The organism is Kluyvera sichuanensis (genome assembly GCF_014218705.1).
Lineage (GTDB): Bacteria > Pseudomonadota > Gammaproteobacteria > Enterobacterales > Enterobacteriaceae > Kluyvera > Kluyvera sichuanensis.
On record NZ_JABBJF010000004.1, the window covers coordinates 270781 to 284311 of the forward strand.

Sequence of the window (13531 nt, forward strand, 5' to 3'; positions counted from 1 at the left end):
AACTATGTTGCCTGAGATTGTTTCTTTTGACCGTCAAATCACCCTGGTCGGTGACTCCGGGATCCAATTTATGGATTTCGGTCTATCCCCAGGACGTCAGCCTGCCGGCGAATTTGTGAAATTAGCGAATGGTATCCTGACTCGTTTAATCTATAACGAGCAGCGTGATTACTATTTCTATCAACCGACGCCTGAAAATATTGAGAAGGCAAAAAGCCAGTACGATATCCCCGTTGATCAGAGTCTTAAGCTGTTTGATGGTATCTGGCTGCCGCTTCCCCTGCTGCGCTTTAGCCCGCCAAATGTATATCAGGAAGGGCCGCTGAACTGGGCACGTTTTCGTATAGTGAAGCTGGCTGAACCAGATATGGACGGGCATAGCTATCGTATGACGCTGGCTATCGACACGCGTATTATGGCCAAGCAGCAGGCAGCCGCCGACCTCAGTCCAAACCAGGAAGATGTCAATGCGGGAGCAACCTTCGCCGTCGCAACAGCAACATATGCTCTGAACTGGTACCTCGCGCAAGAGTGGATCGCAGATTGGCTCAAAGAGGTGTTCAAAGAGGCTAGCAAAGGCCGGGATATTGACGAACGTGAGCAAGAGCTTGCTATGCAGTATCCTCTGGCGCACTACCTTAATCTCCTTTCACTGATGGCGATTCCCGTTGAAGGATTGCAAAATCAAACGGCTCCCGTTATTGAACTGCCGCAGTTCAGAGTCATTGCAAATCGGGAAACGAATGCCATTAAACCCATCGCGGTCGATCTGATACTCGATGTGGGTAACTCTCGTACCTGCGGTATTCTGATTGAGGATCATGGTCAGTCTGGCTCAGGCATGCGGCATAATTATGTCCTCAAGCTTCGCGATCTCAGCGCGCCAGAACACGTTTATACCGATCCCTTTGAAAGTCGGGTTGAATTCTCACAGGCATTTTTTGGGAAAGATCACTGCTCAGTGCGCAGCGGTCGCCACGATGCATTCCAATGGCCAACCATTGCTCGCATTGGCGGTGAAGCTAGCCGTTTGGCTGCTCGCCGTAAAGGCAGTGAAGGTTCAACGGGCTTATCCAGCCCGAAACGCTATCTCTGGGACGAAAAATATTATGGTCAAGGCTGGCGTTTTAACGGCAGCTATGTGCAGGACAGCAACCCATTAGCAACCGCAGCACCGTTTGCCAACCTCATCGATGAACGTGGCGAAGCGCTGCACACCATTGAAGATGAGATGGACCGTATTCCCGTCTTTACGCCACGCTACTCACGCAGCTCACTCATGACCTTTATGCTGTCGGAAGTTCTGACTCAGGCGATTAGCCAGATTAACAGCCCAGAACAGCGTATCCGTCAGGGACATGCGGGCATTCCACGCCAGCTGCGACATATTATTCTGACCGTTCCACCGGGAATGCCAATGGCTGAACGCTGCATCCTGGATGAAAGAATGCGCCAGGCCGTCGGCCTCGTCTGGAAATCGCTACGCTGGCACAACGGTGAGAACGATCCGTACCAGGATGAACAGGAAGATCATACCCAGGCGCACATCAAGATCCCACTGCCTAAAATCAGGGTTGAATGGGACGAAGCCTCCTGCGCACAGCTGGTCTATCTCTACACCGAAATTAACCAGAACTTTGCTGGTCATCCGGAAGTCTTCTTCAATACGCTTGGCCGCCCTGACCGCGACAGTCGTGAAAGCATCACGGTTGCATCCATCGATATTGGTGGTGGTACCACTGACCTGGTGATCACCGATTACCATCTCGATCGCAACGGTCTTTCCGGCGGCGGTGCCAACGTGCATATCATCCCTCACCAGCGTTTTCGTGACAGCGTCAAGATTGCGGGCGACGATATTCTACTGGACGTTATTCAATCCTATATTCTTCCTGCATTTGAAGCATCGCTGCGCGAAGCGGGTGTGATGTCCGTTGAAACACTTATGTCTCAGCTGTGCGGCTCGCAGAATATTAGTGCTGCCGAGGCAGTGCTGCGTCAGCAGCTCAGCCTGCAATTGTTTGTTCCTCTCGCGCTGAGTATTTTGAGCAAGTATGAACAATATGATCTGCAGGATGAGCAAACTCATACCCTGATTAACCAACGCGTTGGCGAGCTGCTGTTTGCGGGTTGTATAAGCGATGAAGTGGAAGGGTTTGTTCGTCGTGAAGTGCAGAAAGCCGGCGGCCCGAGCGATTTTAAACTGGAAAACATCACGCTTAATCTGCCGCTGTCCAGACTGCACAGCGACCTCTGTTCAGGCAAATTCAATATTGATAAGGCCTTAACGGCACTGTGTGAAGTGCTGGCCTGCTACAACTGCGATCTGCTTCTGCTGACCGGACGGCCGTCACAACTGCCGGGTATTCAGGCAATCATTCGTCGAAACCTTCCGCTGCCTCCGGGACGTATTTTACCCCTGCACGGTTATCAGACCGGAACCTGGTATCCGTTCCATAAAAATGGTCAGATTGACGACCCGAAAAGCACCGCCTCCGTGGGCGCAATGCTGACCCAGCTCTGTGCCAATCACAGCATTCCGAACTTCCATTTCCGGACATCGGCGCTGAAACCATACTCAACTATTCGCCATATCGGCACCATTGATATGGACAGTCAGATCCGTGATGCCGACATCGTATATCGCCATATTGAATCTGAAAATGGACAGATCAAGCTACCGGCTATTACCGATGAAAACGGTGAGAAGACCACGCAAAGCATCATCATGCGCGGTGACCTGCGTCTGGGTTATCGCCAACTGGATGCCGAGCGCTGGGCGGCTGCGCCGCTCTACACGCTGCGTTTTAGTGAAGAAGGTCGTAAGAAATTCTCCACCGCCGCGTCTACAGATAACGGATCGCCATACCTCAAAGTCAGACTGACAATCGACAAAGGAAAGCGCGCTCGCCAATTAGGGCTGATTAGCGATCTCCTGACCATCGCCGACGTAAGCAGCAATACCGATAAATCGTTTAGCAAACGTGATTTAGACCTGGAACTCAATACCATGCCGGATACTGGGCTCATTGATAGCCGACACTGGCTCGATAGCGGGAGTGTTAAAAAATAATGAATAACGATCAAAAATCTCTCACTCAAGGTTGGGCAGCTATCGCTCAGGGTTGCCTCGATGCGCTCGGTTGGGTGGATACCGTTCGCGGTGGTTCACGACGTCTGGATAACGAAGCCGACAAGCTCAGCCTGACTCTGCTTCGCACCCGCAATCAGGCAAATAGCCTGACTCAGGTTGCCAGAACGCCAATGACCGTTGGATTTTTTGGTATCTCACAGGCCGGGAAATCATATCTCATTTCAGCACTAGCTGCGGGCAGCAACGGCTCACTGGAAGCGTTGTATGGAGAACGCCGCGTTAACTTTATCAAAGAAGTTAACCCCGTCGGCGGCGGAAAAGAAGCCACCGGGCTCGTTACCCGCTTTACCCGTCAGGCCCCGGCGGCCCCCGCCGGTTACCCGGTTCCTTTACGACTGTTCAGCGAAATCGATCTGGCAAAAATCCTGGCGAATGCCTGGTTTAACGACTTTAACCATGAGCAGCTTAGCTACCAGATTGACCAAAGCCGGATTGATGAAAACCTACGCCCTTTCCTGCATCGTACCGTGCAAAGCCAGGGCTACAATGGGGTAAATCAGGAAGATGTCGTGGCTCTGTGGGATTACCTGAACGCCTCCTTTAAAAAATCAGTTGAGAAGCTTGAACATGCCTGGTGGCCGCAGGTATTAAAAATTGCACCTGCATTGAGTCCTGGTGAACGTGCTGAGCTCTTTTCACTCCTGTGGGGAGAGCAGCCCGCACTCACCGAAACCTACCGTTCATTAGCAAACGTGCTCGCTAAGCTCAACCATGCCCGGATGGTCTTTGCGCCCCTGGAGACGCTCACCGATCACACCAGCGGCAGCATCATGAACGTTGATAGCCTTAATCGACTGGGCTCCAGCCAGGATCGCAACGTTGAGATTCGCTACTGGAAAGAAGAACAGCAAATTGGCAGCGCCAGCTTAACCCAAGCCGAGCTGGCTGCATTAACCACTGAACTGATTTTCCCGCTGGCCGAAGTTGAGGCGAACAGCATCGTAGAACATGTTGATCTGCTTGATTTCCCAGGCTATCGCGGTCGTCTGAAGATCACTGCATTGGAAGAAGCTGGCCGGGATGGGCTTAACGCGATTTCTCAGCTTCTGCTTCGCGGAAAAGTAGCCTATCTTTTCGAGCGTTATACCGATAACCAGGAGATGAATGCGCTTGTCGTATGCGCCAGCTCCGCTAAGCAAAGCGACGTCGTAGATGTAGGCCCGGTCCTGAATCGTTGGGTTGAGAAAACGCAGGGTAAAAGTGCCGAGGAGCGCAAAGAGCGGAAGCCGGGCTTGTTCTGGGCCATAACTATGTGTGATATGCGCATCAACAACAGCTTGCAGCATACAGAAGCCCAACTGAAAGAAGGTATGGAAGGCATGGTGCACATGACCCTGCTTGAGCGCTTCTCACAGTATGACTGGCTACAGCAATGGGCGCCAAATCAACCCTTCAATAACTGTTTCCTGGTGCGTAAACCCGGCCTCGATAATCCGTTCCTGCAGGTGGAGGGGGATTCAGGCCAGGAACATCTTAATGAAGTGGGTGTTACCGAACGCTACCGTGATGTGCTCGACACCATGGCCAACGCTTTCGTATGTGGCAAAAACGTAATTCGCCATGTAGCTGAACCTCGAGCCTCCTGGCAGGCCATGCTCGAACTCAACGATGGCGGTATGGCACGTCTGACCCAGGCGTTGCGCGGAGTAGCCAATCTGAACTTTAAGCTGGAACGTTTGCGCCAGCAGCTCGAACAATGCCGTCAGGACACAGGAGACCGCCAGTTAGGACGTTGGTTCGAACAAGATGGCGACGGGCAGATAGTCAAAAAGCAAGCCATCGCCAAAGAACTGTGGCAGGGGTTATCCGCCTGTCCTCACGGCATGGGTGAGGTAATGGTACATCTGGATCTGCCAACCCACGTGCTCAACAATATCTATCTGAGTATCCGCGACCAGGAACCACAGTCAAACAGCGAGAGCCAGACTGCAAATACCGTTATTGCCAATCCATTTGGCAACAACCCATTTGGTGACAATCCATTTGCCACCGATCCGTTTTCCTCTGCGACGACAGTGTCCACAGCAAGCGAGACACCAGCGCCAGTACCTCAGGAAAGAGTGGGTCAAGACGATGAGTTCGCCCATCAGACCTTTAAAGCCTGGGTGGCTCACTTGCGCGAATTACCGCAGCAGATGTCCCAGTGGCGGCAGCTCGGTTTGAGTAATGAATTAGTCAACTATCTCTGTGAAGAACTTATCACTGCCGCTACGCGTTTAGACCTGGAAGGCACGCTAAAACGTGCACTGGCAGGTCAGGAACAAACGGGAACCCGCCGTGAACATCTGATGGCGCGCCAGGTGCTGCGTGCTCAACTGACAATGCGCGATTTTATCGCCTGGTTTGGTTATCTCGCACTGCCGCCAGAAAATGTGCCGAACAGTTATGTAGGCGAGAAGAATAAGGTCTTCGCACGCCAGACGAAGCTGGCCAGCGATGAGCTACCTCAGCTTGCCGCCGTTGCACCACAGCCGGGTATCACCTACCTGGGCGACTGGCTTTCAGCCCTAATGAGCGTCGTGCTGGATAACGCGGGCCATAGCGCCACCCGAGATATTTCCTTCGAACATAATCGACAACTTGGCCTGATTATCAGCCAATTGAAACAAGAGAACATGCCATGCTAGCTAAAATCATCGCCTGCCAACCAGCAGTGCCGGGTACTGCGCAATTGATGGTTCGCCTGCGTGGCGATAATGCGCTATTGCCGGAGCTGAATTTTACGCTTTGCAATAACGAGCAAAACTACCTTCAACCCGACGGTAATTGGAGCCCAGCACCGCACATCTTTATAGTCAACGGTGGCTACGCGCTGGCCAACGGCAGCGGTTTCCGTATCGGCCCAACGCTACTGGATCCGCTGCTGGCTACTGCAAGCCAGGTTCAGATCCAGATAACGTTGGCTTCTGGTGAGCAGCGCAGCACTACGCTCCAGTTGGTGCGCGACGAACTGTTCTCTTCAGATGCTCGTGGTGAAACCAGTAACTACAGCGGCAGCAGTATGCTACAAACGCCAGAACCATCTTCAGCCCCCGCAGCCATTGTGGAACCTGATCCGGTGGAGCCGGTGCTCCATACCGAAGATCGAACACAACGGAAACCCAGCCCGTCACGTCTGCCATTAATCGGTACGTCGGTACTGGCCCTGGTGGTAATAGCCGGTGCACTGTGGTGGTTCCTGGGTCGTGATAAATCCCCGGACGTTGTGCCAGCAGCACAGGCTCAGCAAGAAGCTCCAGCCACTGAATCAACCTCCGAAAAAACCGAGCAGAACGGCTGCACCACCGAGAGCTTAAACAGCCTTAACGAGCTGGATTTCGTCCAAAGCTGCGTACAGGAAAAACTCGACAGCGACAAACTACTCGCTATTGTCCAGGCAGCAAAAGACGCGAAGAAATGCGGCGTAGCGCAGCGTCTGTATGCTAACCGCGCCCAGGGCGGCGACACCAAAGTCGCCATCGTCTATGCGAGTGAGTACGACCCGAAATACCACCAGCCAAGCGAGTGTTTCAAAGCGCCGGATAAAGATACTGCCGCCTATTGGTACGAAACGGTACTGCAAACAGAACCCAACAACCAAACGGCAAAACAACGCCTTGAGGAGTTAGGGAAATGATCAGAAACACAGCACGTTACCTCGTTCTGTCCCTTTGCGGGCTGATACTCAGCGGGCACGCTTTTGCTGCCGATGGAGACAAACCGCTACTTCAGGAAGGTAAGAAAACGTTATACCAGCGCGTACTTACCACGCCTGGCTGTAAGCTTGTCAAAAGCGCTGGTGATGATAATGGTCAGCTCCAGCCTGCATTCAGCAGTCTGTACGTGTATGAAAAGTCGGATAATAAAGGGCAAAGCTGGATCAAAGTTGGGCCAGACAGCTATGGTAAAACCATCGGCTGGCTCCCGAAATCCTGCACCGTTGACTGGAAAATTCAGCTCACGCTGGCCTTTACCAACCCGGCGAACCGTGACCGCCTGATCTTCTTCAAAGAGAAGAAAAGCCTGGATGATATTCTCTCCGCACCAGACCCGGTCGCACTGGTGGCACCGCTGCGCGCTAAGCTAAAGCGAGATGGTCATGCCGAAGGTATTCAGGCGCAAGAACCTGAGTATTTTGTGGATCTGCAAAAGCAGTTCTATCTGCTGCCGATCCTGAAAGCTGAAGAGGTCATGACTGAAGATGGCTTCTACACTCGCCTACTGGATGTAGCATCCGTCAGTAAAGCGGATCCGGCACCAAAACCAAAAGACAGTGTAAATCAGTTGAAAGGTTTTAACGCGTCGGTGGTTTTCGTTATCGACTCCACGATTTCGATGGGACCCTACATTGAGCGCACCAAGGAAGCGGTTAATAAGATCTATGACAAGATCAAACAAGAGCACCTGGAAGGTCAGGTGAAATTTGGTCTGGTCTCTTATCGTTCGAACACCAAAGCCGTTCCGGGTCTGGAGTATCGTTCAAAGATTTTTGCCGACCCCAATCAGGTAAAAGATGGTGCAGACTTCCTTAAAAAGGTTGCCGACCTCAAAGAAGCGAAGGTATCAAGCTCACTGTACGATGAAGATGCCTATTCCGGCGTGATGTCAGCAATTGATGGCATAGACTGGAGCCCATTTGGCGCTCGATACGTTGTGTTAATTACCGATGCTGGCGCCATTGAAGGTAGCAATAAGCTTTCCGGCACCGGTATGGATGCGAGCCAGCTTCGCCTTGAAGCAGGTAATCGCGGCATTGCCATCTATACGCTGCACCTAAAAACGCCATCCGGCAAAGAAAACCATGCGAAAGCAGAGAGTCAGTATCGCGATCTCTCCAATTTTGATAGCACCCATTCCAACCTTTATCAGGCAGTAAATGCGGGCGACATCAAAATGTTTGGTCAGCAGGTTGATGCTCTGGCTTCAGCCATAACGCAGCAGGTGAAATCCGCGTATATGGGCGATGCCGCAATCGGTAGCGCACTGTATTCCAAAGATGACGGACAGAAGCTCACACCAGAACAGAAACTGCTCCAGGATACCGCACTAATTGGGCATGCTATGCAGCTGGCGTATCTGGGAAAACGCAATAACACCGAGGCTCCGCTTGTCTTCCAGGCCTGGATTAGCGACCGCGATCTGATTAAACAAAACATCCCAACGACCGACGTGCGCGTCCTCCTGACAAAGGGACAATTAAGCGATTTAAGCGATGCAGTGAGTCAGATCCTGAAAGCCGCAAACGAAGGAATGATCTCGCCAACCAAAATGTTCGAGCAGTTACGCACCGTTGCAGCGACGATGGGTACAGACCCAAATCAGTTAAAACAACAGGATAAGGCTCGCATTAGCGATCTCGGCGTACTGGGTGAATATCTGGCCGATCTACCGTACAAGAGCGACGTATTAAATCTCGATGAAGAGACATGGAAAAGTTGGGATGGCTTATCGCAGGAGAAATTTATCCGCACGCTGTCATCTAAACTACGCCACTATCAGAAATATAACGCCGATGTCGATCGCTGGGTTGCCCTGGCTCCAGGAAGCGATCCACGCGATCGCGTTTACCCTATCCCACTGGAAATGATGCCCTGATGCTGCACATCGAAAACCTGCGCATAGTTCGCGGCCAGGGCAGTCAGGCACACCACGTTAACTTGCCGCAGTTGATGCTGCGGCCAGGCCAGGTAGTGGCGGTGACGGGCGAAAGCGGCTGTGGCAAAAGCACATTGCTGGAGGCCATCGGTTTACTACTAAGCCCTGAGAAGATAGGACGTTTTGAGCTCAACGACGGTATTCAGCAGTTTAATATTGCCGCACTGATCGATGACGAGCAGCATAACGAGTTAGCGGGTATTCGCGCCCGCCAGCTTGGCTTTGTTCTGCAAAATGGCGGGCTGCTCCCCTATCTGAGCGTTAAAGATAACATCTTGCTACCGTGCAAACTGCTGGGGCTGACTCCCGATAAATCGATGCTGGACCGAATCATTAGTGCGCTAAAACTGTCCCCCCTATTGGCGAAATTGCCCACCCAACTGTCGTTTGGTGAAAGGCAGAGAACGGCTTTCGCTCGCGCTATCTTACACCGCCCAGCACTGGTGCTAGCAGATGAACCTACTGCTGCGTTGGATCCTTACAACGCACAGCAACTCTTTAGCCTGTTTATCGATTTAGTTCGCCAGGAAGGGATGATGGCGCTGGTGGTGTGCCATGACTGGCCGCTAGTCCAGCAGTTTAATTTACCCTGCTTATCCGCCCAGATCGCACCGTTAACCGCATCATCGGAGCATGAGCCGCGAGGAACCTACTTTGTCCTTTAACCGAGCCGGACTGCTTGGCCGCCTGGCAATGCAGGATTTGTGGCATGACCGCATCATCTCTTTTTGCATCATATCTTCCCTCGTCGCCGTCATCGCGCCGCTGTTACTACTATTCGGCCTGCGTTTTGGGATTGTAAATCAGCTACAAGAGGAGCTGACTCGCGATCCCCGCAACCTTGAAATTCGCATGTTAAGCAGCGGCAGTTATGACCAGCGCTGGATAGAAAATCTACAGCAACGCCCTGATGTGGGCTTTGCCATCGGGCAAACGCGCTCGCTTAATACGCTGGCCGATCTGCAAACAGACAGCACACATTTTATTGAAAATGCGGAAGTCATTCCTACCGATGAAGGCGATCCCCTGCTAGGAACGCTGACGCTCCGCCAGGAAAGTGATGTGGTCATTACCCAGGAAGCCGCGCGGAAGCTGGCGGTAACCGTGGGCAGCACCGTTACGCTGAGGGTCAGCAGGATACTTGACGATCGCGCAGAATCAGGGCGTAAAAGCGTTACCGTCGTCGGTATTTTGCCTGGTACCTATTTTAACCGTGCTGCCATTTTTACGCGCACGCCGCTCCTTCTGGCGCTTGAACATTTTCGCGACGGCTATTCAGTAGCAGAACTAGGAAATACACGAGGCGCCACGCTTACCAATAAACTACCACGCTATGCTCGCGCCAGATTATATGCTCGAGATATTGACCAGGTAGCTAGTCTTGAGCGCGACCTCAGGGCACAGCGGATAGAAACCAGTAGCCGTCTGGCCGATATTGAGAATGTAAAAAGCATTAATCGAGTGCTTGGCATTATTTTTAATACCATTGCTGCTACCGCACTCGTTGGCTGTATTGCCTCGCTGGTTGGTTCCTTTATTGCGAACGTTGATCGTAAGCGCAAGCATATCGCGGTACTCCGCCTGCTTGGCTTTACCCGCTCGGCAGTGGGTATTTATGTGATTATCCAGGGCTGCATGCTGAGTATATTGGCTTACGTTGGTGGCTTTGCTATCTATTTTTTAGCCAGCCAGGTCTTTAACCGTGCCCTGGCCGGAAGCCAGGCAACGGGTCAGATGCTTTGTAAGATAACGCCGCTACATGCGCTGATAGCGCTATTGCTAACGCTTGTAGTCGCTACGCTGGTCGCCAGCATTGGCGCCTACCGCGCTATTAATATTGAACCCGCGCAGAGTCTGCGCGAAATATAACCTTAGCCCTTATTTGCCTGGCAATTTATTATTTGCGGAGATCGTTCATGGCTTTTACTCCTTCTCATTTATCGCGCTGGCTGGCGCTTGCTCTGCTCATCAAAATGTCTGCCGTGCAGGCTGAACCCTGGGCAGATAAAACCTATAACCCGAAACCGGATAGCGAAGATATTATTTTGCCAATGCCCTGCGAGGGGTCAATGGTGTTTCGCCGCGTCGATATCCCAGCATCAACGCCTCTCGGTGATATACCTATTACCCTTGGAGAAGATGGCGGGGATTGGGGCGTCGTTGAACACAGCTATCCAACCTTTATCTCTGGCAGTTTTACAGATAAAAATAAAAACAAAGGTCGTTATTATTTAATAGCAAAATATGAACTAACAACACTGCAATATCAGGCACTTACCAGTGGCGCCTGCCCAACACCATCTCGCAAACTGAGTCTCCCGGAGACCAATATCAGCTGGTTTGAGGCGGTTAATCTCGCCGATAAATATAATCAGTGGTTACGCACCAATGCGCTCAATAAATTACCGGTGGAAGATGGCGATCCAGGATTTTTACGCCTCCCAACCGAAGCCGAATGGGAATTCGCCGCTCGCGGTGGCCTGAAGGTCAACAGCGCCGAGTTTCGTGATACGCGCTATCCGATGGATGACATCAAGAACTTTGAGTGGTACTCCGGCTCACAGTCATCAAACGGTAAAGTTCAGCTTGTTGGCCTGCTTAATCCCAACCCTCTCGGTCTGTACGATATGCTGGGCAATGTCTCTGAGATGATGTTCAATCCCTTTTATCTCAACAAGATAAATAGACTTCATGGCCAGGCTGGTGGCTATGTAGTCCGTGGCGGTAGCGTGATGTCAAACGAGTCAGAGATCCGTAGCGCTGCTCGTAAAGAAATCAACTACTACGATGGCGCTCAGCCTTCCACAGGGAAAACAACCGGTCTGCGTCTTGTTCTGGTTTCTCAAACCATTACCTCACCTGCCCGCGTTAAAGCGCTCCAGAAAGAGTGGTCCACGCTCGGCGAGGAGAATAAGGGGGCCGAAAAAAATAAAGACGAGTCAAAAGATACGGCTAAAGCTCTCGGCAGCCTGGCTTCAGGCGTAGAAGATGCGGGGCTAAAAAAGAAACTCAAAGATCTGGAAAACCAGCTCCGTGCCAGCAACCAGCAACAACAGGAAGAAAGAGCACAGTCAATTCGTGCAAGCCTTAACCTAGGTTCTTTCCTTTGCACTAAGTTGCAGGATGATGGTCGTTTTCTGGACTTCCTGAATCACAATTATGAACTGCTGTGTAAGGACAAAGACAGCAGCGATGCCAACTGTGCACTCCGAAAAACCAAGCTCGGTGAGCAATCCGATCGTTTGCAGCAGCTTACGGGGTATTACGCCAGCAGCCTGGTCGACTCAGCTACTCTGTATGGGCAAGAGGGTCTGAAGCAGGAGGTATCTGTTTTCGATCAAATGCTCACCCTGAATAAACGACTTTCTGGCCTTAAGCCATTCCTTACGGCTCACTGGCAGAATCAGCAAAAATATCTGGCTGATGGCAAAATTGATACCGCCAGTTGGCTGGAAAACTGCAAGAAAATTAAAGGCAGTAATTAACACTCATCCATCGTTAATACGCATATTGCTTAAGGAGTGACGACCGTGAAATTAGCGCTAAAAATAGTTGCAGTAATCTTAGGTGGTATTTCAGTTAGCCATACTGCCTTTGCCGAGCATTATAACGAAGGTGATCAGGAACAACTGACGCTTGAATGCGTATTAACTAACAATAAATTAGCCAGTGCGTTTATTGCTCAGGATGCAGCAGGGTACGCTCTGGGGAAAACGCAGACACCAACTTCAGAGCTCAATCTCGTCACTAATCAGCATGGCGTTACCGCCTACTACAACGCGGGGATGATTTCTGGCGGCTCTTTATACTGGATCCGTATTGTCAAAGGTCCTTACGAGTATATTGTCTACGATAAAGAGCAACGTGGTGATATGTCAGGCGTAGTCGTGACAAAAAGCGGGAAAACCATCTTCCATAAAGCATGTAAAGAACCCATCAAAGTGGGCACACAGAGCAGCAGTTCTATTTCTAGCCGTGCCGCTGAGGAAGACAGTGAATTTGACCGAGTCGTTGACCTTATAAATCAATAATCAACATCCATAAGGGATGCGATAGCTGCATCCCTTATTTCTCGTTTGACGGTAATCGCCCTACCCCAACCGCTTATTCAACGCCACATACTGCAGCAGCATAATGGTCTTGGCATCCATAATCTCCCCGCTGGCGACTGCCTGCAGCGCCTGCTGTAGCGGCCACTCCAGCACTTCAATATCTTCGCCCTCTTCTGCTACGCCGCCGCCGTGGCTAACGCGATCCTCATCCTGGTATTCGGCGATAAAGAACCACAGCTTCTCGGTCACCGAACCTGGGCTCATAAAGGCCCTGAAAACCGGTTCGATTTGCGTAATGCGAAAGCCGGTTTCTTCTTCTGCTTCAGCAATAATGCGCGCTTCCGGGGAAGCGCTGTCCAGCAGCCCCGCCGCCGCCTCAATAAGCATCCCGCAGCCGTCATGAAGGTATACCGGCATCCTGAACTGGCGGGTCAGCACCACCGTCTGCTTACGGCGGTTGTAAAGCAGCACCACTGCGCCGTGGCCGCGATCGTAGGCTTCGCGACTCTGCCGCTGCCACGTGCCGTCGCGGCGGCGCAGGTCGAAGGTGTATTTTTTCAGGGTGTACCAGTCGTCAGAAAGCAGCTGCGACTGAATATTTTTCACTAACGGCTCAATAGCGCTCATTTTTTCTCTCCTGTCGATGACATTTTGCAAACTATCACGCATAATCGTGCAGCATCAAGAAAAA

General features: G+C 51.6%; 9 protein-coding genes. 8 read left to right on the forward strand and 1 reads right to left on the reverse strand.

Annotated features, from left to right (window positions below; translation table 11 throughout):
- Positions 1 to 4: 4 nt before the first annotated feature.
- From HII27_RS07230 to HII27_RS07265, 8 genes are read left to right on the forward strand one after another with little or no spacing between them, the layout of a single operon-like run.
- Positions 5 to 3073: a virulence factor SrfB gene (locus HII27_RS07230; protein ID WP_185667251.1), complete on the forward strand. Its 3069-nt coding sequence runs from the start codon at positions 5 to 7 to the stop codon at positions 3071 to 3073.
- Positions 3073 to 5781, forward strand: coding sequence for a virulence factor SrfC family protein (locus HII27_RS07235; protein ID WP_185667252.1), 2709 nt, complete (start codon positions 3073 to 3075; stop codon positions 5779 to 5781). Before HII27_RS07230 ends, HII27_RS07235 begins: the two co-directional genes overlap by 1 nt.
- Positions 5775 to 6770, forward strand: a complete 996-nt coding sequence (locus HII27_RS07240; RefSeq protein WP_185667253.1) for a hypothetical protein — start codon at positions 5775 to 5777, stop codon at positions 6768 to 6770. The genes HII27_RS07235 and HII27_RS07240 overlap by 7 nt, the downstream gene beginning before the upstream one ends.
- Positions 6767 to 8728 carry a vWA domain-containing protein gene (locus tag HII27_RS07245; RefSeq protein WP_223883164.1) on the forward strand — a complete coding sequence of 654 codons (1962 nt, stop codon included), beginning with the start codon at positions 6767 to 6769 and terminating at the stop codon, positions 8726 to 8728. The genes HII27_RS07240 and HII27_RS07245 overlap by 4 nt, the downstream gene beginning before the upstream one ends.
- Positions 8728 to 9453: an ABC transporter ATP-binding protein gene (locus HII27_RS07250; protein WP_185667254.1), complete on the forward strand. Its 726-nt coding sequence runs from the start codon at positions 8728 to 8730 to the stop codon at positions 9451 to 9453. Before HII27_RS07245 ends, HII27_RS07250 begins: the two co-directional genes overlap by 1 nt.
- Entirely contained in the window at positions 9443 to 10657 is a 1215-nt protein-coding gene (locus tag HII27_RS07255; RefSeq protein ID WP_223883165.1) for an ABC transporter permease, read from the forward strand. The genes HII27_RS07250 and HII27_RS07255 overlap by 11 nt, the downstream gene beginning before the upstream one ends.
- 47 nt (positions 10658 to 10704) lie before the next feature.
- Entirely contained in the window at positions 10705 to 12273 is a 1569-nt protein-coding gene (locus tag HII27_RS07260; RefSeq protein ID WP_185667255.1) for a formylglycine-generating enzyme family protein, read from the forward strand.
- A 45-nt stretch (positions 12274 to 12318) separates the two neighbouring features.
- Positions 12319 to 12819: a hypothetical protein gene (locus HII27_RS07265; RefSeq protein WP_185667256.1), complete on the forward strand. Its 501-nt coding sequence runs from the start codon at positions 12319 to 12321 to the stop codon at positions 12817 to 12819.
- A 60-nt stretch (positions 12820 to 12879) separates the two neighbouring features.
- Here the strand turns inward: HII27_RS07265 and HII27_RS07270 are convergent, their stop codons facing one another.
- Positions 12880 to 13467 carry an NUDIX domain-containing protein gene (locus HII27_RS07270; RefSeq protein ID WP_185667257.1) on the reverse strand — a complete coding sequence of 196 codons (588 nt, stop codon included), beginning with the start codon at positions 13465 to 13467 and terminating at the stop codon, positions 12880 to 12882.
- Between the last annotated feature and the right edge of the window lie 64 nt (positions 13468 to 13531).